The sequence below is a fragment of the Bifidobacterium sp. AGR2158 genome (assembly GCF_000424225.1).
In the GTDB taxonomy this organism is placed as follows: Bacteria; Actinomycetota; Actinomycetes; order Actinomycetales; family Bifidobacteriaceae; genus Bifidobacterium; species Bifidobacterium anseris.
The window spans coordinates 397,851-420,657 of record NZ_AUJM01000012.1 but is presented as its reverse complement, the minus strand read 5'-3'; the positions used below and the strand labels follow the sequence as shown (position 1 = coordinate 420,657).

Here is a 22,807-nt window from a genome sequence, read left to right as displayed (position 1 = left end):
GAAGCGGCGGGCGCAACGCGGCCGCGACGCTAGGATGGTGGATGTCGCAGACGCCCGGGCATGTGCGGCCACGCTGTGCCCGCGAAGACCATGGACGCGTAGAGCGCGGGAAGCGAGGAATCATGCCGATTACCGACGTCGTATTCGATTACTGCGGAGTGCTGCTGGACTGGCGTCCCGAACTGACGATGGAGGGGCTCGTGCCGACGCCGGTCATCCGCCGGGTGCTCGATCGTGCCGACCCCTACGGCTTCTGGTATTACGATCTGATGAGCGATCTGGGCTGGAGCGAGGAACGTGTGCTGTCCGACTTCCGCCGCCACCATCCGCACGACGACGAGCTCAACGAGGCGATGCGCCTGTACTTCGCGAACTACCGGCGCGCCTTCGCCGGCATGATGCCGGGAATGCCGCAGCTGCTGCATGATCTGCACGACGACGGCTACCGCCTGTGGGGGCTGACGAACTTCAGCACGCCCTTCGTCACGCTCGCGCACGCCGAGTTCCCGGCGATGCATCTGCTCGGCGACACGATCGTCTCCTCCGAGGAACGCTGTGCGAAGCCCGATCCGCATATCTACGAGATCGCGATCGAACGCTTCGGACTCAAGCCCGAGCAGGCGATGTTCTTCGATGACAAGTTCGAGAATGCGCGCGCCGCGACCGAGGTCGGCATGCGCGGCGTGCAGTTCCTCAACGCCGATCAGGCGCTGCAGGCCGTGCGCGACGCGCACTGAGCGTCGAGCCGAGCGTCATAAACGAATCACGGGGCGCGCACGAGCCACACGGTTCGTGCGCGCCCCGTTGTATTTCAGGCTATCCACGGCTCCGGCCGCCGACCTCCGCTCCTTGTCCGACGCAGTGCCGCACAACTGACTTGGATGAACATCCGACGAACATCGGCTGAACCGTGTACCAACCGACGGTGAATACACCGCGAACCACGCATGAATCATCGGTGAACCGCAGACGACGCGCATACGAACCAACAGTCGTCGGGACGGCGGCATCGCCTGCCGCAAACGTAGTATTTCCAAGTATTGTCGACATCACACGGCCGTCTGAATCTAGCAAAAGGACGGAAAAATTCCGAGCGTCCCGACCGTGCTTCCGCACCCCACCACACGGCAAACGGCACATGCTAGTCTTAAACCAAAGGTTAAAAAAACAATATTGCTATCAATACGCAATAATGCCTTTTAATCATAGTATCTGTTTTCCTATAGAGAGAAAAAGAATAGCATGAATACCGATAGCACATCTCGCTTCATCATGTCGACGCTGCGCCGCGCCACGGCCGTCCTGTGCGCGCTGGCATTGGCGGCCACGGCGGCCGCCTGCGGATCCTCGTCGGGCAAGGTCGATGACAAATCGCGCACGGCGACGAGCGTCGCCGATTTCGGCGGCATGGACGGACTCGTCAAGGCGGCGAAGGAGGAGGGGCAGCTCACGATCATCGCATGCCCCGACGATTGGGTCAACTGGGGCGAGGTCATCAAGACATTCCAGTCGAAGTACGGCATCCAGGTGAACTCGACGAACCCCGAAGCCTCGAGCGCCGAGGAGATCAAGGCGGCGCAGGACCTCAAGGGACAGGCGAACGCGCCGGACGTCTTCGATCTGGGACAGGCGGTCGCGTTGTCGAGCACCGACTACTTCGCCCCGTACAAGGTGAGCGCGTGGGACAAGATCCCGCAGAAGAACAAGCAGCCCGATGGCCTCTACGTCAACGATTACACCGGCGTCGTCTCGATCGGCTACGACTCGTCGAAGGCGCCGGAACCCAAGAGCCTCAACGATCTGCTCAGCAAGGACTACACGGGCAAGGTCGCCATCAACGGCGATCCGACGCAGGCCGGCGCCGCCTTCGCCGCGGTGGCGTGGGCGACGCTGCAGGAGGGCGGCTCGCTCGACGATTTCGCACCGGGCATCGATTTCTTCGCGAAGCTCAAGCAGCACGGCAACTTCCTGCCGGTCGACGCGACGAGCGCCACGATCGCCTCGGGTGAGACGCCGGTCGTGATCGACTGGAACTACCTCAACGTGGCCGCGGCCAAGCAGAACCCCAACTACAAGACGATCGTGCTGCCCGAAAACGCCTACGGCTCCTATTACAGCCAGGCGATCAACAAGGACGCGCCGCATCCGGCGGCCGCACGCCTGTGGGAGGAGTTCCTCTACACGCCCGACGCGCAGAACCTGTTCCTCAAGGCCGGCGCGCTGCCGGTGATGGCCAAGGCGATGACCGACGACGGCACGATCGACGACGCGGCCCTCAAGCAGGCCGGCGGCCTGCCCGAGGACATCCACCTCGCGACGCAGGAGCAGACCGAGCAGGCGAACACGCTGCTTGCCGAACGTTGGTCGGGCGTCGCCGCATCATGAGCCGCGCAACCGCTGCATCAGGCGCGGCCGATGCGCGACGGGGGACGACGGCGATGCGCCGCGCCTCGAACGCGATGGGGCTCGCGCCGTTCGCAATCTACGTGCTGGCCATGTTCGCGCTGCCGACGGCCCTCGTGGTGTCAAGTGCCTTCCGTGGCGCCTCCGGCGAATGGACAATCGCGAACTTCGCCATCTTCCGCCGCCCCGGCGTGGCCGCCGCCTTCGTCAATTCGCTGTGGCTGTCGGCGCTGACCGCGGCGATCGGCGCGATCCTGGGCGCACTCGTCTGCTACGCGCTGCTCGGCTGCAAGGAGAGTGGCGCCGTGCGCCGTCTGGCGGACGCCGCCGCGAGCACGCTCTCCCAGTTCGGCGGCGTGATGCTGGCCTTCGCCTTCATCGCCACGCTCGGCAATCAGGGCATGGTCACGCTGTTCCTGCGCGACACGATGCATCTCGACATCTACGAGCACGGCGTATGGCTGTACACGCCGATCGGCCTCGTGCTGCCCTACGTCTTCTTCCAGATGCCGTTGATGATCGTCACGTTCTACCCGGCGATGGCACGGCTGCCGCGGCATCTTTCCGAAGCCGTCGCGATACTCGGCGCGAGCGCCGGCTGCTTCTGGCGGCATGTGGGCATTCCGATGCTGCTGCCGTCGTTCATGAGCGGCTTCCTGCTGCTGTTCGCCAACGCGTTCTCCGCCTATGCGACGGCGGCCGCGTTGATCAGCCAAGGCTCCCAGATCGCGCCGCTGCAGGTGCGTGCCGCATTGATCAGCGAAACCGGACTGGGATCACAAGGCGCTTCGGGGGCGCTCGCCGTCGGCATGCTGGCCATCATGACGCTCGTCGTCTGCCTCTACGCCGTCATCGACAGAAAGGCCTCGTCATGGCTTCGTTGACCCCATCCATCGCGATCGACGCGACCGACATCGAAACGGACGCCGGCAGTCGCGCGGACATCGGCGGCACTGACGTCAGCAGCACAGCCGCGTCCGCCCGCGGCGTCGACCGAACGCGCCAAGCAGATACAGCGACCGCCACGGCATGGCGGCGCTACGACCGTCCGGGCCGCGCCGTGAAGACGGTCGTCCTGTCCGCTTTCGCGCTCTTCCTGCTGCTGCCGATCGTCGGCATGCTGTACTTCACGTTCCGCTCCCCCACCGGCGGATTTACGCTCGAGCATTGGCTCACGTTGTTCGATGCGCACGACTTCTCCTCTACGACACTGCTTGACGGCGTGCTCAATTCGCTGATGCTCGTCGCCGTGACGCTCGCCATCGAACTGATTGTCGTCATCCCCTCCTTCGTGCTCATCGCCGTCCGTTTCCCGCGGCTGGACCGCGCGATGGACATGCTGATGCTGCTGCCCATCGCGATTCCGGCGATCATCCTCGTCGTCGGACTCGCCCCGGTGCTCGCCGTGCTCAGCGACGTTGTCGGCACGAACACGTGGACGCTCGCGCTCGCCTACGGCGTGCTCGCATTGCCGTTCGTGCATACGACGATCTCGTCTGACCTACGCGGCCTCGACTGCCGCACGCTCTCCCAAGCGGCGGAATCACTCGGGGCAGGCTGGCCGCGCACACTCATCGATGTGCTGTTGCCGTGTCTACGCCGTTCGATCGTCGCGTCGATGCTCATCACCACCGCGATCGCGTTCGGCGAGTTCACGATAGCCTCGCTGCTCAACCGCGTAACACTGCAGACGGCGCTCATCTCGATTTCGAAGACCGACGTCTACCGTTCCGTCATCGTCACGTTAATCGTGCTGCTGTGCACACTGTTCGCACTGTTCGCGATGACGAGCGGCGATCGCAAACCCCGAAGGAAGGACTGACCATGCATAAGACAAATCGCGACACGTACACCGCCGCCCGGCATTCCCGCGACGACGTCGCCGACGCGCACGGCCTCGGGCGCACCGTGTGCTTCGACGGCGTCTCGAAATCCTACGGCGCGAAGGAGGTGCTGCGCGACTTCGATCTGCGAATCGGCCCGGGCGAACTCATCTGCCTGCTCGGCCCCTCCGGCTGCGGAAAATCGACGGCGCTGCGCTGCCTCGCCGGCTTCGAGACAATCACGCGCGGCGACATCCTCGTCGACGGGACGTCGGTCGTCGGAACGCCTCCTCGCAAACGCAACATGGGCATGGTGTTCCAGCACTATTCGCTGTTTCCGAACATGACGGTGCTGCAGAACGTGGCGTTCGGCCTCAAAATCGCGAAAGTGGACAGGCGCGAACGCCTCGGCAGCGCGCGTTGCATGCTCGAACAGGTGGGACTCGCCGATTTCGCCTCACGCTACCCCAACGAGCTGTCGGGCGGCCAACAGCAGCGCGTCGCGCTCGCCCGTGCACTCATCGTCAATCCAAGCGTGCTGCTGCTCGACGAGCCGCTGAGCGCTCTGGACGCGAAGATCCGCGTGCAGCTGCGCAACGAGATCCGCTCGATCCAACATGAGCTCGGCATCACGGCGATCTTCGTGACGCACGATCAGGAGGAGGCGCTCGCGATCGCCGACCGCGTAGCCGTCATGAAGGACGGCCGTCTCGAGCAGATCGGCACGCCGCAGGAGCTGTATGCGAAGCCGGCGACGCCGTTCGTCGCCGATTTCATCGGCCAATCGAACCGTCTGGAGACGCATGTGCTGCCCAACGGCATGATCGACGTGCTCGGCCACGCTGTGCCGCCGCTCAGGCCGCTGCCCGCGGGCACGCGGGTCACCGCGTTCGTACGCCCCGAACATGTGCTGTTGCATCGGCGTGACGAAGGCCGCTACGTCGTGCGTTCGAGCATGTTCCTCGGCGCCTTCGGCCGTACGCAGGTCGAAACGCACGACGATGCGCCGACGATGCCGCCGCTTGTGAGCCAGCATGATTCCTCGATGCGTTTCCTTCCCGGCGACCATGTCTCGTTGGAGATCCGCCCGGTCCCGGTCGCCGCCACCCCGCTCGACGAGGTCGCGCGCCCATGACCGCGGCCATGTCTTCACGCCGCGGCGGCCGCGTGGACGATCACGGGACCGCAACGCGCGACGCCCATCTGCGTTTCCGTCCCGACGGCACCTTCCGCGTGCTCCAGCTGGCGGACGTGCAGGACGGCCCCGACGTGGATCGCCATGCGATCGCGTTGATCGAGGCGGCGATTGAGCGGGCCGACCCGGATCTCGTCGTGCTCACCGGCGATCAGATCCGCGGCTACGACCCGACCTTCGCCGCCACCTACATGCATCGGCGCGGCGACGCTCCCGGCGCACCGTTGCCGCCGGGCATGCGCGTCGAGGCGGCCGTCGTCCGCGCCATCAACCGCATCAGCCGGCGATCTGCGGACGATGCCGTCACACCGCAGACTCTTGAAGTGGCCGTGCGGCGCTGCCTGTCGGGATTTCTGGGGCCGATCGTCGCGCACGGCGTCCCCTTCGCCGTCACCTATGGCAACCACGACTTCCAGTGCGGCGTGCCACTGACGAGACAGGACGAGCTCTACCGCATGTTCCCCGGTTGTCTTAATCCCGCCGATTCCCCGGAGCCGGGCACCTTCGCCCTCGCCGTCGATTCTTCCGATGACACAAGGCCGGCGATGGGCATCATGATGGTCAATTCCGGTGATTTCGCCCCCGAATGCGGCTACGGCTCGCCATCGGACAAGGCCGTGGCATGGCTGGGCGAGGCGGCGGGGTCGCTCGGAGCACCGTCGGTCGTGTTCCAGCACATTCCGCCGCCCGAGATCTACGACTGCCTGCTGCCGGTGGGCCGTTTCACCGCGAACGCGATCCGCGGCTATCGCAGGCATGCGGACGCCTGCTATATCCTCGACGCCGCGCACAGCCGCCCCGGCTCCGTCCTGCGCGAGCATCCGTGCTGCAGCGAGCACAACAGCGGCGAGGTGTCCGCAATCCGTCGCGCCGGCGGCTATTTCGCATTGTTCTGCGGGCATGACCACACCAATGCGTTCGTCACCCGCCATGACGGCCTCGACATCGGCTATACGCCCACATGCGGCTTCACATCCTACGGTCCGCGCGGCGGCGACCATGCGCTGCGCCTCTTCGAATTCCACGAGGACGATCCGGCCGCCTACGACACGCGACTGCTCACGTACGGCGATCTGTTGGGCCGTGCGCCGCGCCGCCGTTGGTACCGCGCATTCGGCGACCGGACGCTGTGCGACTGGGGTTGCATCGGCGACCTGCTGCGCAAGCCGAAGATACGCGTCGCGTTGGCGGCGCTCTGCGGCGCGGGCGTCGCCGTCGCCGCTCTGTCGCGACGGTGACCGCGGACGACTGCCGCCGGCACACAAATCGTCAGCACACGCAAATCATCGGCACATCGCAAAACGCATGAGGGACGCGCGAACCGCATCGTTCGCGCGTCCCTCATCATGTGTGCACTGACATGTGCGCTGATTCGCCGCGTACGCTGTCTGTACGACACGGCGAATCAGGCGATCAGCGTTCGTCAGTCCTCGACGATGTACTCGTCGTCCTCGAGCTCTTCGTCGTCGGCGTCGTTGTGCTTGAGGTAGATCGTCACGTAACGCTTCGGCTCCTCGCCGTGCGAACGCGAACGCAGTCCCTCGTCGCGCACGACGTCGTGGATAATCTTGCGTTCGAAGGAATTCATCGGCTTGAGATCGACCGGCTCGCCGGTCTCACGCACGTCGTCGACGGCGTCGAGCGCCATGTCACGCAGAATCTGACGCTTGCGCTTGAGGAAGCCGTCGACGTCCACGATCAGGTGGGAACGTTCGCCGGTCTCCTGCTGCACGGCGAGGCGGCACAGCTGCTGCAGCGCGTCCACCACTTCGCCGTTGCGGCCGATCAGATGTTTGATGTCGGTGTCGTCGTCGGCCACGATCTGCACCATCGGCCGACCGTTGCGCACGCCCATCTCGATGTCGCCCTCGTAGTCGGCGATGTCGAGCAGACCCTCGAGGTAGTCGGCTGCGATGTCGGCCTCGCGGTCCAGCTGTTCCACGCTTCGTTCTTCGTCCTGCACCATACGCACTCCTTGCATGCATTGGAATGTTCTCAATACTAAAAATCGTTCGGTCCGGGGAACGCGCCGCCGGACATACACGCCTGCAGAACACCAGTGTAAGGCAGTCCCACGTCACCCGGCACGCCGCGCGCGGCAACGGCCCCGATACGACGATTCCCACGACCGTCGGACGGTCGTGGGAATCGCGGGCGGCCCGGAGAATCGGCCGTTACTTCTTCTTGCGGTTCTTGCGCTGCGGCTGCTGGCGCTGATGGCCCTGCACAGACTTGCGTTCCGCTTCCTTCTTCGCCTCGATCAGCTCCTCCTCCTCAAGTGAGGGGCGACCTTCGCGGGCGCGCTTCCTGTTCTCGTTGTCGTGGTCGCGCTTCTCCTTGTCGATCGCCGCCGGCGAGCCGGGGGTCGGGAATTCGCGCAGCTGCCAGAACGAGCGCAGCAGGTTGCAGATGTTGTTCGCAAGCCAGTAGACGAGCACGGCGAACGGCATCGCGACGCCGGAGAAGATGTACATGATCGGGAAGATCCACAGCATCATCTTCTGCATGCGTTCGGTCTGCTTGTTCATCGATGCCGGCGCCGTGTTGCGGCGCATCGTGTTCCACTGCATGTACCACAGGCACGCGCACATCGCGAACACGAAGATCGCGATGACGACCTTGCCGCTCGTGCCAGCCGTCGTGAAGGTGTCGGAGACCTTCGTGCCGAAGAACGTCGTCGCCGAGAATTCCTGCGCGGTCGCCACGTCGAAGGCGCCGAGCGGGGCGCGCTTGCCGCGCGCGATGTATGGGATCGCCGAAAGCACGTAGAACATGCACATGAAGACCGGGCCCTGGATGAGCATCGGCAGGCACGACCCCGCCGGATTGGCGTGGTTGTCCTTGTAGAGCTTCATCATCTCGCGCTGCATCGCTTCCTTGCTCGCGGGATCGTTCTTGCCCTTGTACTTGTTCTGGATCTTCATCATCTTCGGCTGGATCGCCTGCATGCCGCGCATCGACTTCATCTGCTTGTAGAACAGCGGGAAGACGCAGGCTTGCACGACGACCACGAGGAAGATGATCGACAGCACCCAGGAAAGGCCCACGGCCGGCATGCCGATGAGCGTAAGCAGTTTGTGGAACCAGTACATGACCTGCGTCATGAGCCACTCGACCGGGGTCAGCAGCTTGTACAGCCATCCCCAGAATCCGCTATCCAATAAGAAATTATCCGTCATATCTGGCCGTTCACTCCTTCTCGTCGTGGGGCAGGGGGGTCAGCCGCGGCTCTTCGTGCGCGCGCGACCAAGAGAATCTGTAGAACAGGGAGAACCGCTGCGGCACATCGTCGATGCCTCCCGCACTCCAGGGGCGGCAGCGCAGCAGCCGCAACGCGGCGAGCGTGCCGCCGCGTACGGCGCCGTAGCGGCGAATCGCCTGAATCGCGTAGTTCGAGCAACTGGGGTAATAACGACATGAGGGCGGGGTGTTCGCCGAAATCCGCCGCTGATACCAGCGGATGCAGCGAATCATCGCCCGCCCTGCGTGACCCGTCATCAACGTGCCGTCTTACGGCGCACCGCACGGAACAGCTGCGCCATCTGCGCGTCAAGCGACGCGAAGGACGCGTGCGCCGCGCTCGGCTTGGCGCGCAGCACGACGCTGCAGCGCTCGGGGAGCTCGTCCTCGTAGCGTTGCGCGAGCACGCGGAAACGGCGTTTCACCGTGTTGCGCACGACCGCGTTCCCCACCGCCTTGGAAACGGCCAGCCCCACATGTCTGGATGCATCGCCGGCGCCGCCGTCGGGCATGTCGTCGGGCATCAGATAATGCACGACGACGTCGTCGCCGGAGACCTTCCGGCGACGACGCAGCACGGCGACGAAATCGCGATGGCTTCTGAGCCGTTCCACGTTCGTCCGACTGAATCGAAAACTCAGGCGGAAAGGGTCTTGCGGCCCTTAGCGCGGCGGCGGTTGATCAGCGCGCGGCCGGAACGCGTGCGCATACGGGCACGGAAGCCGTGCTTCATGTGGCGACGACGGTTGTTCGGCTGGAATGTCCTCTTCATAGTTTCATGCTCCCGTTAGGTTAGGTCGGTGGGTCATGCGTTTATGCATGACTTCGCTTGAGACAATCTCTACCAATTTACCGATACCCCTATACCTCGCGCATGTGCAAGCGACGCCCAGCCTCGCACGGCGTATCCACGACACGCCCGGCGCACGGTCGTGGACGGCTGCGCGCGGCCATCCACAGCGCGGTCGCGAATGGCGGGGAAAGCCGCGGGAAGTTATACACAAACCACACCGCTGTAATTACAAAACCAAGCATTTCCAACACGCGAGCTTGTGGATAACTTCCATCAGTCAGAGTAAAAATGACCTGTTACGCATGTGCATCTAACCGATGGAGACGAAATCATGGTCGAAGCATCCAACGACCCGGCGGCCAAAGCGACCGTCATATGGTCGAACGCGCTCGAACTGCTTCGGAAGAACTCGTCGCTGACCGCCCGCGAGAAGGGATGGTTCGAGGGCGTAGTCCCCGAGGCGCTCTTCGGCACCAACATCATCCTCGCCGTCGAGAACAGCGAGACGCAGCATGTGCTGCAGACGGAGCTCAACGACGAGCTGCTGCAGGCGCTGCGCATCGCGAACGGCGGCATCGACCTCTTCCCCGCCTTCAAGATCACCGTGCGCGCAAACGAACCCGAACAGCCGGTGCTGCCGGTCACCGCGCTGAGCGAGGAGGCGCCGCGCGGGGATACGCGCAAACGCCAGCCGGTGCCCGAACCTGAACCGGAGCCTGAGCCGGTCGTCGTGCAGCAGCAGCCGAAGACGACACATTACGATGACGCCGTCGTGCAGACCTTCGAGGATTCGATGGGCGACGACCTCGATCCGGCAGCGGCGATGCCGACGGCGCTCAGCGGCGTCCCCGAGGTCTTCAAGGCACGCTTCGGCCGCACCCCGCAGCCGATGATCGATCCGGAGACGCATCTCAACCCCTCCGACACCTTCGACACCTTCGTGCCGGGCGATTCGAACCGATTCGCGCGCACCGTCGCGCTCGCCGTGGCCGAAGGCGGCGGCAGCGACTTCAACCCGTTGTGCGTCTACGGCGGATCGGGCCTGGGCAAGACGCATCTGCTCAACGCGATCGGCAACTATTCGCTCGTCAAGCAGCCCGGCGCCCGCGTGCGCTATGTGACGAGCGAGGAGTTCACGAACGAGTTCATCGATTCACTGCGCATGGACGCCGGCACGAAGTCCGGCTCGAGCCGCGTGATGGCGTTCAACCGCAAATACCGCGAGGTCGACGTCCTGCTCATCGACGACATCCAGTTCCTCGGCGGCAAGACCGAGACACTCGAGCAGTTCTTCCACACCTTCAACAGCCTCTATCAGGCGAACAAGCGCATCGTCATCGCATCCGACGTGCCGCCGAAGAACCTCAAGGACTTCGAATCGCGACTCATCTCACGCTTCGAGCAGGGCATCACCGTTGATGTCAAGCCGCCGGACCTCGAGACTCGCATCGCGATCCTGCGGATGATTGCGTCGAATTCGGGGATGCGCGTGCCCTACGACGTCCTCGACCTAATCGCCGAACGTTTCACCGAGAACATCCGCGAGCTCGAGGGGGCGCTCAACCGCGTCACCGCGCTCGCCTCGCTCAACGGGCAGCCGGTCACCGTCGCGCTCGCCGAGCAGACGCTGCAGGACTTCTTCTCCACCGATATCGAGGTCAAGCCGACCGACATCATCGGACGCGTCGCGAAGTACTTCCATCTGACCTTCGACGACATCGTCGGCCCGCAGCGCAACCGCAACATCACACTCGCCCGGCAGATCGCGATGTATCTGACGCGCGATCTGACGAGCATGAGCCTCGTCAACATCGGCCAGGTGTTCGGCGGCCGTGACCATACGACGGTCATGCACAACATCAAGATCGTCTCGGACGGCATGAAGCAGAAGCAGGAGATCTACAACTACGTCACCGAGCTGACGGTGCTGCTGCGCCAGCGCAATAACAAGTAGCCGGGAACCCACGGCAATCGGAACGCGCGCCCGCGTTTCGCCGAGCTGCCGGGGCCTATCTCGGCAGCGTCCAGTGTGGATACGGCACACGCGCGACACACTCAAGCATGCCGATTTCGCAACAAAGTTTTCCACATGGTTATCCACAATTGTTGGCAAAGCTCGTGGACAACGCGAGGAAAACGCCGAAATCAGCTGTGGATAACTCGTGGAGAGGAGCAGCCGAAATGTGGATAGCGAGTAGTCCCCAATCATCCTGTGGAAAAACCGCCACTTTATCCACAGCCGATGCAGAAGTTATCCACATGCCCCAATTGTGGATAAACCGCTGGCCTGTAAGGCTTCCAGAGGTTTTCCACATATCCACCGTCCTTATGATGGTGATGAAAGCTTACATACTTAAGTAATCATCATGACCATCAACGCACGTTCGCGCTGAAGCACGCTTTCTCTCGACGAAGCAAGCAAGAAGCAGTTAGAATGAATGCCAGACTCACACAATCGTCAACAGTCAAGGAAAGCGCATGAAAGTAGAAGTTAATTCCACCTCGTTCGCCGATGCTGTGTCCTGGACCACCAGCATCCTGTCCGCCAAGCAGCTCAACCCACTGCTCTCCGGTATCAAACTCGAGGCTCGGGATGGTGCGCTCCAACTGTCCACATTTACCTATGAACTTTCGTCGCGTGACCACATCGAGGCGGGCGTCGACGAAGCCGGCGCCGCCGTTGTGCCCGGCAAGCTGCTCGCCGACATCAGCAAGTCGCTGCCCTTCGAGAAGACCTACCTGCAGACCGACGGCTCGACGCTGCGCATCTCCTCTGGCAAGTCGACGTTCACGCTGCAGCTCATGCCGGAAAGCGAATACCCGGATCTGCCACAGCTCCCGCCACTGCTCGGTCAGGTGGACGCGCCGACGCTGACACAGTCGATCATCCAGGCCGCAGTAGCGATTGCGCGCACCGACGACCGACCGGTGCTCACGGCCGTGCAGATGAAGTTCGTCGGCGACACGGTGACGCTCTCGTCGACTGACCGCTTCCGCCTGTCGCGCTCGACCTTCCACTGGTCGCCGGCCGACGACGGCCTCGACGCTGTCGCGCTCGTCAAGGGCACTCATTTGCGCGACATCTCCCGTTCGCTCGACGAACGCCAGAACGTCAATCTGTATCTGGACGTCGAGAACCCGACGCTGCTCGGTGTGGAAAACGCTGGCCGCATATCCACAGTCCAGCTCATCGACGGCGACTTCCCGGCTGTCGACCGCCTGTACGCCGACTCTTACCCGATCCACGCCGTGCTCGACAAGCAGAACCTGCTCGACGCGATCAAGCGCGTCGCGCTCGTCGCTGAACGCAACGCGCCGATCCGCATGGTCTTCGCCGGCCAGGAAGTCACATTGACGGCAGGCGCCACCGACGAAGCCTCGGCGAGCGAAGTGCTCGACGTGGACCTCGACGGCGAGGACATCACCGTCGCGTTCAACCCGAACTATCTGCGCGAGGGCCTGAGCGCGATCACCGAACCGTTTGTCCGCATGAAGATGACGACGGCCGTCAAGCCGGTCGAGTTCGACGGCCAGCAGGAGGCGGATTCCGAGGAATCGCTCGCCTACCGCTATCTGCTCGTGCCGATGCGCTTCAACAGCTGAGTCATGGCCGTGGCGTCTTTGCCGCATGGAGACGCCCCGGCCGCCTTTTCTTCCGCTTTCCTTTTCCATCCACCCGCCGAACCGTTGGAAACCGATGTTCATCTCCCGCCTCGCCCTCGACCACTTCCGTTCGTGGGACCATTGCCTGCTCGACTTCGCGCCCGGCGTGACGATCCTGCAGGGTGCGAACGGGCTTGGCAAGACGAACATCGTCGAAGCCATCGAGTTCCTGGCGACCGGCGCGAGCCACCGCGCCTCGTCGTCGGCGCCGCTCGTCGAACGCGGCTTCGACGCGGCGACGATCCGCGCGAACCTGACCGACGACGAATCGGGCCGCACGACGACCTATGAGGCGACGATCCGTGCGAAGGGTGCGAACCGCGCACGCGTCAACGGCGGCCCGTCGATGTATCTTCGCGACATCGTCGGTGACATCCCCCTCGTCGCGTTCACGCCCGATGACCAGCGGCTCGTCTCGGCCGATCCGGCCTCGCGACGGCAGTTCCTCAACCAGACGGCTTCGCTGCTTGTACGCGGCTACGCCGACACGTTGCAGCGCTTCACGCACGTCGCCAAGCAGCGTGCGACGCTGCTCAAGCAGCTCGGCGCATCCGAAGGCTTCGACGCGTCCCGCGACGCGACGCTCAGCGGTCTGGAAATCTGGACCGGCCAGTACATCGACCTTGGCCTGCAGCTGACGCGCGACCGCATGGCCGTCGTCGAGCGGGTGCGCGAGCCGTTCCGGAAGCTCGTGCACGAACTCGCCGGCCCCGGCAACGACGCAACGCTCGACTACGAACCCTCCTTCGACGAGATCGCGCAGGGCGGGGACGCCCCGCGGCTCATCAGCGAGCATTTCCAACGGCTCTACGCCGGCGAGGTGGCACGCGGACGCAACCTCATCGGTCCGCAGCGCGACGACCTGCTCATCGAACTCAACGGCTTCCCGGCGCGCGAATTCGCGTCGAACGGCGAGATGTGGACGCTCGGCCTTGCACTGAAGATGGCCGTCTACCGGCTGCTCGAGGAACGCTTCGGCACGCAACCGATCGTCATCCTCGACGACGTCTTTGCGCAGCTCGACGAGACGCGGCGCACGCAGATTCTGCGCTTCGCGGCGGCGCAGCGGCAGGTGTTCATCACCGTCGCCGCGGCGAGCGACATCCCTACTGATGACATCTCTGATGATGACGCCTTCGCCGATGCGCGGATCATCGACGTGGCCACGCTGCGCGAGCAGTCATACAACGAGGAGGCACGCTGATGCATACGCCAATCGCCGTGACGCTCAAGCTTGACGAGGGCAAGCTCGGCGCCCAGGAATTCCAACGCGTGGCAGCGAAGGCCGGCCTCATCAGGGAACTGCGCGTGCGCCGCGAGGAGGCGCTCGACAACTTCGGCAAACCGGGACGCGACCCGCACGAACTCGGCGACGTGCTCACAAAGATCGTCGAACAGTCAGGATGGGGACCGCACCTCAAGATGGCATCGCTCGAATCGGATTGGGCGTCCGTCGTCGGAGAAGTCAACGCGCGCCATTCTCGCGTCGCCAGCTACGTGGACGGCGTGCTGACGATTGCCGCCGATTCGCCGTCGTGGACGCAACAGCTCACGGCGATCGCGCCGATGCTCACTGAGACGCTGCGCGAACGCCTCGGCGGCCTGCGCATCGATGAGGTGCGCGTCACCGGGCCGCAGACACACGGCCGCGGCGTGCGCATGATGAAATACGTGCAGCGGAATACACGACGTCCGCGCGGCTGATAGAGACGTCGAAAGTCGTCATCGGCGACGCCGTTGTTCGCCGAAGGAGAACAACGATGCAGAACGGGCCGCCATTGCATTCCGTCCCTAAGCATGAGTAAGATATCTAGTAGTGTACTCAAGCGCCTACAAGGGCGTTTTATTCGTGTTATAGGGCATATCGCATCGCGAAAACACCCTCGCGACGAGCACAGAAAGGATACTCTGTGGCAGATCTCACGGCTGATGCGGTGGACGCATCCTCGAACGACGACGGTCAGGTCATCGACGGCCAGCTGGACGACACCCTCTCCCCCGAACATTACGACGCTAGCGACCTGCGTGTCCTCGAAGGCCTTGAGGCGGTCCGCATCCGCCCGGGCATGTACATCGGCTCGACGGGTCCGCGCGGCCTGCACCATCTCGTCTACGAAATCGTCGACAACTCGGTCGATGAGGCGCTCGCCGGCTACGCGACGCACATCGAGGTGACGATCCTGCCGGACAACGGCATCCGCGTCGTCGACGACGGCCGAGGCATCCCGGTCGACGAAGTCCCCGGCGAAGGCGTCTCCGGCGTCGAAACGGTCATGACGAAGCTGCACGCGGGCGGCAAGTTCGGCGGCGGCGGCTACGCGGTCTCCGGCGGTCTGCACGGCGTCGGCATCTCGGTCGTCAACGCGCTTTCGACGCGCGTCGACATCGAAGTGCGCCGCCAGGGCTACTACTGGACGCAGACCTACATCAACCAGCGTCCGACGGCGCCGCTCGAGCGTGGACGCGCGATGGAGGACGGCGAATCCACCGGCACGTCGGTCACGTTCTGGCCGGATCCGAAGATCTTCGAGACGACGATCTACGACTTCGAGACGCTGCGCGCGCGCTTCCAGCAGATGGCCTTCCTCAATAAAGGACTCAAGCTGTCGCTAACCGACATGCGCGAGACCGAGCCGACCGGCGACGAGGTCACCGGTGAAAGCGATGCGAGCGACGAACTGCACCAGAGCGTCACCTACCAGTACGCGAACGGCATCAAGGACTACGTCGCGTACATGGTGAAGATGCGCAAGGCGCAGCCGATCGAGCCGGACGTCATCGACATCGAGGCCGAGGACCTCTCTATTGGCGTCTCCGCCGAGATCGCGATGCAGTGGACGACTGCCTATTCGGAGTCGGTGCACACCTTCGCGAACACGATTGCGACGACCGAGGGAGGCACGCACGAGGAAGGATTCCGCGCGGCGCTCACGAGCATGGTCAACCGCTACGCGCGCGAGAAGAACATCCTCAAAGACAAGGACGAGAATCTCTCCGGCGACGACGTGCGCGAAGGCCTGACGGCCGTCGTCTCGGTCAAGCTCACGAACCCGCAGTTCGAAGGCCAGACGAAGACGAAGCTCGGCAATTCCGAGGCGAAGACCTTCGTGCAGCGCATCATGAACGACCGGCTCGGCGACTGGTTCGACGCCCATCCGAACGAGGCGAAGAACATCATCCAGAAGGCGATCGAGGCGTCCCGCGCGCGCATGGCCGCGAAGAAGGCGCGCGAGAACACGCGCCGCAAATCGATCTTCGAATCGGCGGGCATGCCGGACAAGCTCAAGGACTGCCAGTCAAACGACCCGAGCGAGTGCGAGCTGTTCATCGTCGAGGGTGATTCGGCAGGCGGCTCGGCGATCCAGGGACGCAACCCGAACACGCAGGCGATTCTGCCGCTGCGCGGCAAGATTCTCAACACCGAGCGCGCGAGCCTCGACCGCATGATGAAGTCGGACACGATTGAATCGCTCATCACGGCAATCGGCGGCGGCTACGGCGACGACTTCGACCTCGACAAGGTGCGCTACCACAAGGTCATCATCATGGCCGACGCCGACGTCGACGGCGCGCACATCGCGACGCTCAACCTGACGCTGTTCTTCCGCTACATGCGTCCAATGATCAACGCCGGCTATGTCTACGTGGCGATGCCGCCGCTGTATCGCATCAAGTGGACGAAGGGACCGCACGACTTCGTGTACACCGACGCCGAACGCGACCGCGTGCTTGCGGAGGGCCGCGAAAACGGCCGCCAGCTACCGAAGGGCGAAGGCATCCAGCGATACAAGGGCCTCGGCGAGATGAGCTACCAAGAGCTGTGGGAGACGACGATGGATCCGGAGAACCGTGTGCTCAAGCAAGTGCATATCGAGGATGCGCTGCAGGCCGACGAGACCTTCTCGATGCTGATGGGCGACGAGGTCGAACCACGCCGTCTGTTCATCCAGCGCAACGCGCACAACGCCCGCTGGATCGACGCCTGATCGGACTTGCAACCCCTACAGCAGTCCCCTACGAGTCAGGCACCCGCAACAAGACGTGACCGCCCAGACGCGGTGAAGGCAAAGGAAACAAAGTGGCAGACGAACCCACCAACAACGGCTCGGATGACGAGCTCAACAATCTCTCCGGCTCGATGGAGCCGCTGAGCCCGCAGGAAGCGGACAACACCGATTACGGCCTGATGGTCGGCACGCGCGTGCAGCCGGTCGACCTGCAGGAGGAGATGCGCCAGTCGTATCTCTCCTATGCGCTGTCCGTCATCGTCGAACGCGCGCTGCCCGACGTGCGCGACGGCATGAAGCCGGTGCACCGCCGCGTCGTCTACGCGATGTACGACGGCGGCTACCGCCCCGACCGTGGCTACAACAAGTGCTCGCGCGTCGTCGGCGACGTCATGGGCAAATACCATCCGCACGGCGATTCGGCGATCTACGACACGCTCGTGCGCATGGCGCAGTCGTGGTCGATGCGCTATCTGCTCGTCGACGGCCAGGGCAACTTCGGCTCCCCTGGCGACGATCCGGCCGCTGCAATGCGTTACACCGAATGCCGCATGGCGCCGCTTGCGATGGAGATGGTGCGCGACATCGACAAGGACACCGTCGATTTCGTGCCGAACTACGACGGCAAGACGCAGGAGCCGACCGTGCTGCCCGCGCGCTTCCCGAACCTGCTCGTCAACGGCTCCTCCGGCATCGCCGTCGGCATGGCGACGAACATCCCCCCGCACAACATGCGCGAGGTCGCGGACGGCGTGCACTGGGCGCTCGACCATCCCGAAGCGAGCCGCGAGGAGCTGCTCGACGCTCTCATCGCGCGCATCAAGGGACCGGACTTCCCGACCGGCGCGACGATCCTCGGCCACAAGGGCATCGAACAGGCCTACCGCACCGGCCGCGGCCTGATTACGATGCGCGCCGTCGTCAACACCGAGGAGATCCACGGCCGCATGTGCCTCGTCGTCACCGAGCTGCCGTATCAGGTCAACCCGGACCGTCTCGTCGTCTCGATCCGCGAGGCCGTGCGCGACGGCAAGATTCAGGGCATCGCCGACATGCGCGACGAGACCTCGGGCCGCACCGGCCAGCGTCTCGTGCTTGTGCTCAAGCGCGACGCCGTCCCGAAGGTCGTGCTCAACAACCTGTACAAGCATTCGCAGCTGCAGCAGACCTTCGGCGCGAACATGCTCGCGCTCGTCGACGGCGTGCCGCGCACGCTGAGCCTCGACGCCTTCATCCGCCACTGGGTCGCCCACCAGCTCGACGTCATCGCGCGTCGCACCGCCTACCTCAAGCGCGAGGCCGAGGAACGCGACCACATCCTGCAGGGCTACCTCAAGGCGCTCGACATGATCGACGAGGTCATCCAGCTGATCCGTTCGTCGGCGACCGTCGAAATCGCGCGCACCGGCCTGATGAACCTGCTCGACGTGGACGACGTGCAGGCCGACGCGATCCTCGCGATGCAGCTGCGTCGTCTCGCCGCGCTCGAACGTCAGAAGATCCTCGACGAGCACGATGAGCTGATGCGCAAGATTGCCGACTACGCGGACATCCTCGCGAAGCCGGAACGCCAGCGCAAGATCGTCGGCGACGAACTCGACGAGATCGTCGCCAAGTACGGCGACGACCGCCGTACGAAGATCCTGCCGTTCTCCGGCGAGATGAACGTCGAGGACCTGATCGCCGAGGAGAACGTCGTCGTCACCGTGACGCACGCCGGATTCATCAAGCGCACGAAGGCCGACGAATACCGTGCGCAGCACCGCGGCGGCAAGGGCATCAAGGGCGCCAAGCTGCGCGAGGACGACGTCGTCGACCACTTCTTCCTGACGAGCACGCACAACTGGCTGCTGTTCTTCACGAACAAAGGACGCGTCTACCGCTGCAAGGCGTACGAGCTGCCGGAAGGCTCGCGCGACTCCAAGGGCCAGCATGTCGCGAACCTGCTGCAGTTCGAACCCGACGAGCAGATCCAGACCGTGCTGTCGATCCCGAACTACGAGGTCGCAAAGTACCTCGTGCTCGCGACGCGCTCCGGCAAGGTCAAGAAGACGCGGCTGTCCGAATACGATTCGCCGCGTCAGGGCGGCCTCATCGCCGTGCGTCTGATGCAGAACGAGGACGGCGAGACGAGCGACGAGCTGATCGGCGCGAACCTGTGCAACGCCGAGGATGACATCATTCTCGTCTCGAAGCACGGCATGAGCCTCAAGTTCCGCGCCGACGACGAGCAGCTGCGCCCGATGGGCCGCCAGACCGCCGGCGTGCAGGGCATGAAGTTCCGCGACGGCGACGAGTTGCTCGCGATGGACGTCGTGTGGGGAGACACCGACAAGGATCTCTTCGTCGTGACGAACGAGGGCTTCGCGAAGCGCACGCAGCTGGGCGAATACCGTCTGCAGGGCCGCAACGGCTACGGCGTCAAGGCCGTGCAGCTCGTTGAGGGCCGCGGCTTCCTCATCGGCGCGCTCGTCGTGTCCGAAGAGGACCAGATCATGGCGATCATGAAGTCCGGCAAGGTCATCCGCTCCGACGTGGCCGAGGTCAAGCGCACCGGCCGCACGACGCAGGGCGTCACCTTCGCGAAGCCGGACAAGGACGACGAGATCGTCTCGATTGCGCGCAATGCCGAAACCGAGGACGACGCCGACGGCGACACCGTGACGACCGATTCCGCGTCCGGCAGCACGAGCGTGCAGCCGGCCGAAGGTGAGCCGGTCTTCGAAGTCCGCGCCGACGGCGACCAGCCGACGCCGGTCATCGAAGAGGATTCGGCGGCGATCGAACGCACCGGCGACGGCGACGGCGACGCCGAGTGACCATCGTCCGTGAAGGGACGTGCCCACGGCCATGTGCGCCGTGGGCACGTCCCCGAACGTTGGTAATCTCAACCTCAAAGCCATGAGCATTTCAAGGAGCAGAGCATGAGCGACCCCCGCGAGGCCAATCCACTGGAGCATACGACCGCTTCGATGACGCATGACAAGCATGCGCCGCGCGTCGCCCGTTCCGCCTCGAACACCCCGCTGATCGCGGACAAGGATCGTCCCGAGGAAAACAAGCCGGTCCGCCCGATCAAGCGTCGCAAGAAGCCGGGTGCGCGCCGCATGAAGCTGTCGCTGACGCATCTGGACGCGTGGTCGGTCGCGAAGGTCACGTTCATGCTGTCGATCGCCGGCGCGCTCATCCAGATCATCGCCGTCGCGCTGCTGTGGTCGCTGCTCAAGGTCGTCGGCGTCTTCGACCAGGTCACGCAGATCGTCTCGTCGGCCGGCCTCGATGCGGGCGGCATCAATCTCGCGAACGTCTTCTCGCTGCCGACGATTCTCAGCGGCGTCACGATCTTCTCAATCGTCGAAATCGTGCTCGTTACAATCCTCGTCACGATCTTCGCGCTGCTGTACAACGTCGTCTGCTCGCTCGTCGGAGGCGTTCATGTGACGCTCGGCGACGACTGATCCTCCGAAATTCGCTGCGAAGGCGACCTGTGGACGGTAATCGTCCGCAGGCCGCCTTTTCTTCTATCGTTGCGACTGGTTCGGGTGTGGATTGCGGCGGTCGCGTTCGCGGGCATATGCCCTCGCGATCGGTTCGGGTGCAGCGTGCGGCTGTAGCGTTCGCAAAACATCGTCTTCGCGAACGTCGGCGGTGCACAATGTGGCGGAAGCGATCGCGGACGGAAAATCATCCATACGGACCATGGGGCCGGGTCGCGGCGGCCGGTAAACTCAAGACCGTGTTCAGATATCTCGGGTATTTCAGCCAGTCGTTCATGCTCGCCGTCATGCTGTGGCCGTTCGTGTCGTTCCTGCTGACGTTGCCGATCGTCGCGGTCATCTATCACCGCAACCATCGATTGAGCTTCATGAGCGCCTTCACCGCCTACGTCGCCGTGCTCTACGCGCTCGGCCTGCTCGCGTTCACGATGTATCCGATGCCCGACGACCCGACCGCCTACTGCCTCACCCATCATCTGGGCCCGCAGCTTGACCTGCTGCGCTTCATCCAGGACGCGCAAAGCGGCCTGTCCGGCGTGCTGCAGCTCGTCATGAACGTCGTGCTGTTCATACCGCTCGGCTTCATGCTCGGCCGCTGGGCCGGCTGGAAGTTCTGGCAGACCGCCGGCACCGGCCTCGCCTGCTCGATCTTCATCGAAACGACGCAGCTCACCGGCATCTGGGGCCTCTACCCCTGTGCCTACCGCTACTTCGACGTCGACGACATGCTGACGAACACAATCGGCGCGATGCTCGGCTACGCACTCGCCGTCCTCTACACGAAGCTCGTGCCGAAACGCACGAAGCAGATCGAAGGCATCAACACGCATCCCGGATTCGTGCACCGCGCCGTCGCGCTCGCGATCGACGTCATCATCATGGACGTCATCCTCTACGCGCTCGTGCTGCTGCTCACCTACGTGTTCTACAAGTGCGCGGTCACGCTCGACAGCACGCATTACGCAATCGGCGCGTTGCTCATCACGACCGACGGCGTGCGCTGGGTGCCCGGCATCCTCGCCGGCATCCTGTTCCTGATCTTTGAGCTGTGGCGTCCATGGCGTCACGACGGCCGCACGCTCGGCGCCGCCTACACGCGCATGACGATCGAGACGATGCCGCGCACCGGCTGGCGGCGCATCCTGTTCTACGCCGTCCGCATGCTCGTGCTCGGCACCTGGTTCGTACTGCTCAACACCGGTGCCGACCGCTGGTTCTGGTATCTGACGGCCGCGCTCGTGCTCTGGTGGATCTTCGTGCACCGCATGCCGTGGGATCTCGTGCCGGGCGACGCAGTCACGACTTCAGCGCATCTGCAGCACGACCATGAACAGCGCGATGACGTGGCACACGTATCCGCCGATTGTCCCCAGATGGAACAGCTCGTGGTATCCGAACCAACGCGGGAAGGGGTTGGGCTTGCGCAACGCGAAGAACACGGCACCGATGATGTAGCAGGCGCCGCCGCAGATGACGAGAATCGTCGGCACCGGGCCGATGTACGGCGAAACCCAGAAGAAGTAGATGATCGACAGCGGTGACAGTCCCAGAATGCAGTAGATGATCGTGAACAGCCAGTCAAGCCCCTCCGGGTACAGCAGGTGCACGACGGTGCCGACGACCGCCGTCACCCATAGGATGCCCATGTACGTCCAGCAGATCGGCTTGTTGTTGAGCGCGAACAGGAACGGCGTGCAGGTGCCGGCGATCACGAGGAAGATGTTCGAATAGTCGATGCGTACGAGGACGGTGTCGACGAGCTTCGGGAAGTGCCCATGCCCGAGGTGCAGCGTCGCGCTCACACCGAACAGCAGCATGACGGTCGCGCCGTAGATGCTGATGCCGACCTTCATCCATCCCGCCGGGGCGAGGCAGATGAGGATGACCGATGTGGCGATCGAGAACGGGAACGCGATCAGGTGCAGCCATCCGCGCAGTTTCGGCTTCGCGCGCAGGATCTGCTGGCGTTCGCTCCAGTCGCGGAACCATGCGGTGCGCTGTTTCTGCTCGTTGAGTTTCTTCGCCGTGACCGCCTTCTTCGGCTTGCGCGGCTCCTCGTTTTCCGTGCGTGGGATGTTGTAGATGGGGCGATGGCTCTGAGAAATCGCCCGTACCTGATTCTTCCGTTTTCTGCTGTTCTCGCCGGCCATGCCTCTAGCATAGGGTCGCGCACGGGAAGAGCATGA

The 22,807-nt window shown here is 63.9% G+C and carries 19 protein-coding genes and 1 pseudogene; 14 read left to right on the top strand and 6 right to left on the bottom strand.

Going from position 1 to position 22,807, the window contains the following annotated elements; translation table 11 throughout:
• Positions 1-122 precede the first annotated feature (122 nt).
• From G606_RS0104490 to G606_RS0104465, 6 genes are all read left to right on the top strand, one after another.
• On the top strand, positions 123-737 hold the full coding sequence (locus G606_RS0104490; protein WP_026644942.1) for an HAD family hydrolase: 615 nt from the start codon (positions 123-125) through the stop codon (positions 735-737).
• 505 nt (positions 738-1,242) lie between these two features.
• A complete protein-coding gene (locus tag G606_RS0104485; RefSeq protein WP_231371409.1) occupies positions 1,243-2,385 on the top strand; it encodes an ABC transporter substrate-binding protein in 1,143 nt (380 codons plus the stop codon).
• Positions 2,382-3,287, top strand: a complete 906-nt coding sequence (locus G606_RS0104480) for an ABC transporter permease (protein ID WP_081664020.1) — start codon at positions 2,382-2,384, stop codon at positions 3,285-3,287. Before G606_RS0104485 ends, G606_RS0104480 begins: the two co-directional genes overlap by 4 nt.
• On the top strand, positions 3,275-4,225 hold the full coding sequence (locus G606_RS09925) for an ABC transporter permease (protein WP_051198533.1): 951 nt from the start codon (positions 3,275-3,277) through the stop codon (positions 4,223-4,225). Before G606_RS0104480 ends, G606_RS09925 begins: the two co-directional genes overlap by 13 nt.
• 2 nt (positions 4,226-4,227) lie before the next feature.
• Positions 4,228-5,361 (top strand): ABC transporter ATP-binding protein, encoded by a 1,134-nt coding sequence (locus tag G606_RS09920; protein WP_081664018.1) that lies wholly within the window; start codon positions 4,228-4,230, stop codon positions 5,359-5,361.
• Positions 5,362-5,369: 8 nt separating this feature from the next.
• Complete coding sequence (locus tag G606_RS0104465) at positions 5,370-6,659, top strand: metallophosphoesterase family protein (RefSeq protein WP_081664030.1); 1,290 nt, start codon at positions 5,370-5,372, stop codon at positions 6,657-6,659.
• 185 nt (positions 6,660-6,844) lie between these two features.
• Here the strand turns inward: G606_RS0104465 and G606_RS0104460 are convergent, their stop codons facing one another.
• From G606_RS0104460 to rpmH, 5 genes are all read right to left on the bottom strand, one after another.
• Complete coding sequence (locus G606_RS0104460) at positions 6,845-7,387, bottom strand: Jag family protein (RefSeq protein WP_026644938.1); 543 nt, start codon at positions 7,385-7,387, stop codon at positions 6,845-6,847.
• A gap of 208 nt (positions 7,388-7,595) precedes the next feature.
• Positions 7,596-8,600 (bottom strand): membrane protein insertase YidC, encoded by a 1,005-nt coding sequence (gene yidC, locus G606_RS0104455; protein ID WP_026644937.1) that lies wholly within the window; start codon positions 8,598-8,600, stop codon positions 7,596-7,598.
• Positions 8,601-8,610: 10 nt separating this feature from the next.
• Positions 8,611-8,895: a membrane protein insertion efficiency factor YidD gene (gene yidD / locus G606_RS0104450; protein ID WP_034523712.1), complete on the bottom strand. Its 285-nt coding sequence runs from the start codon at positions 8,893-8,895 to the stop codon at positions 8,611-8,613.
• A 23-nt stretch (positions 8,896-8,918) separates the two neighbouring features.
• Positions 8,919-9,275, bottom strand: coding sequence for a ribonuclease P protein component (rnpA, locus tag G606_RS0104445; protein ID WP_026644935.1), 357 nt, complete (start codon positions 9,273-9,275; stop codon positions 8,919-8,921).
• A gap of 23 nt (positions 9,276-9,298) precedes the next feature.
• On the bottom strand, positions 9,299-9,433 hold the full coding sequence (gene rpmH, locus G606_RS0104440; RefSeq protein ID WP_024540161.1) for a 50S ribosomal protein L34: 135 nt from the start codon (positions 9,431-9,433) through the stop codon (positions 9,299-9,301).
• 352 nt (positions 9,434-9,785) lie between these two features.
• Here rpmH and dnaA point away from each other — a divergent pair, with 352 nt between their 5' ends.
• The 8 genes and pseudogenes from dnaA to G606_RS11505 form a co-directional block, all read left to right on the top strand.
• Positions 9,786-11,408, top strand: coding sequence for a chromosomal replication initiator protein DnaA (dnaA, locus tag G606_RS0104435; RefSeq protein ID WP_026644934.1), 1,623 nt, complete (start codon positions 9,786-9,788; stop codon positions 11,406-11,408).
• 524 nt (positions 11,409-11,932) lie between these two features.
• On the top strand, positions 11,933-13,057 hold the full coding sequence (dnaN, locus tag G606_RS0104430; protein WP_026644933.1) for a DNA polymerase III subunit beta: 1,125 nt from the start codon (positions 11,933-11,935) through the stop codon (positions 13,055-13,057).
• Between the two features lie 94 nt (positions 13,058-13,151).
• Entirely contained in the window at positions 13,152-14,321 is a 1,170-nt protein-coding gene (gene recF / locus G606_RS0104425) for a DNA replication/repair protein RecF (protein WP_026644932.1), read from the top strand.
• Entirely contained in the window at positions 14,321-14,821 is a 501-nt protein-coding gene (locus G606_RS0104420) for a DUF721 domain-containing protein (protein WP_026644931.1), read from the top strand. The genes recF and G606_RS0104420 overlap by 1 nt, the downstream gene beginning before the upstream one ends.
• 230 nt (positions 14,822-15,051) lie before the next feature.
• Positions 15,052-17,103, top strand: coding sequence for a DNA topoisomerase (ATP-hydrolyzing) subunit B (gene gyrB, locus G606_RS0104415; RefSeq protein WP_423734418.1), 2,052 nt, complete (start codon positions 15,052-15,054; stop codon positions 17,101-17,103).
• A 92-nt stretch (positions 17,104-17,195) separates the two neighbouring features.
• A complete protein-coding gene (gene gyrA / locus G606_RS0104410; RefSeq protein WP_026644929.1) occupies positions 17,196-19,943 on the top strand; it encodes a DNA gyrase subunit A in 2,748 nt (915 codons plus the stop codon).
• A 153-nt stretch (positions 19,944-20,096) separates the two neighbouring features.
• Positions 20,097-20,582 (top strand): DUF3566 domain-containing protein, encoded by a 486-nt coding sequence (locus G606_RS0104405; RefSeq protein ID WP_051198558.1) that lies wholly within the window; start codon positions 20,097-20,099, stop codon positions 20,580-20,582.
• Between the two features lie 116 nt (positions 20,583-20,698).
• Positions 20,699-21,385 (top strand): annotated as a pseudogene (locus tag G606_RS11505) (VanZ family protein); the annotation flags it as partial.
• A 540-nt stretch (positions 21,386-21,925) separates the two neighbouring features.
• Here G606_RS11505 and trhA read toward each other — a convergent pair.
• Positions 21,926-22,771 carry a PAQR family membrane homeostasis protein TrhA gene (gene trhA, locus G606_RS10935; RefSeq protein ID WP_026644927.1) on the bottom strand — a complete coding sequence of 282 codons (846 nt, stop codon included), beginning with the start codon at positions 22,769-22,771 and terminating at the stop codon, positions 21,926-21,928.
• Positions 22,772-22,807 lie beyond the last annotated feature (36 nt).

Coding starts and splice junctions, on each gene's coding strand:
- G606_RS0104485 (WP_231371409.1), top strand. CDS start 1,243: ATGAATACCGATAGCACATCTCGCTTCATCATGTCGACGCTGCGCCGC.
- trhA (WP_026644927.1), bottom strand. CDS start 22,771: ATGGCCGGCGAGAACAGCAGAAAACGGAAGAATCAGGTACGGGCGATT.
- G606_RS0104480 (WP_081664020.1), top strand. CDS start 2,382: ATGAGCCGCGCAACCGCTGCATCAGGCGCGGCCGATGCGCGACGGGGG.
- G606_RS0104420 (WP_026644931.1), top strand. CDS start 14,321: ATGCATACGCCAATCGCCGTGACGCTCAAGCTTGACGAGGGCAAGCTC.
- yidC (WP_026644937.1), bottom strand. CDS start 8,600: ATGACGGATAATTTCTTATTGGATAGCGGATTCTGGGGATGGCTGTAC.
- G606_RS09920 (WP_081664018.1), top strand. CDS start 4,228: ATGCATAAGACAAATCGCGACACGTACACCGCCGCCCGGCATTCCCGC.
- dnaN (WP_026644933.1), top strand. CDS start 11,933: ATGAAAGTAGAAGTTAATTCCACCTCGTTCGCCGATGCTGTGTCCTGG.
- yidD (WP_034523712.1), bottom strand. CDS start 8,895: ATGATTCGCTGCATCCGCTGGTATCAGCGGCGGATTTCGGCGAACACC.
- G606_RS09925 (WP_051198533.1), top strand. CDS start 3,275: ATGGCTTCGTTGACCCCATCCATCGCGATCGACGCGACCGACATCGAA.
- G606_RS0104490 (WP_026644942.1), top strand. CDS start 123: ATGCCGATTACCGACGTCGTATTCGATTACTGCGGAGTGCTGCTGGAC.
- rpmH (WP_024540161.1), bottom strand. CDS start 9,433: ATGAAGAGGACATTCCAGCCGAACAACCGTCGTCGCCACATGAAGCAC.
- G606_RS0104405 (WP_051198558.1), top strand. CDS start 20,097: ATGACGCATGACAAGCATGCGCCGCGCGTCGCCCGTTCCGCCTCGAAC.
- dnaA (WP_026644934.1), top strand. CDS start 9,786: ATGGTCGAAGCATCCAACGACCCGGCGGCCAAAGCGACCGTCATATGG.
- G606_RS0104460 (WP_026644938.1), bottom strand. CDS start 7,387: ATGGTGCAGGACGAAGAACGAAGCGTGGAACAGCTGGACCGCGAGGCC.
- G606_RS0104465 (WP_081664030.1), top strand. CDS start 5,370: ATGTCTTCACGCCGCGGCGGCCGCGTGGACGATCACGGGACCGCAACG.
- recF (WP_026644932.1), top strand. CDS start 13,152: ATGTTCATCTCCCGCCTCGCCCTCGACCACTTCCGTTCGTGGGACCAT.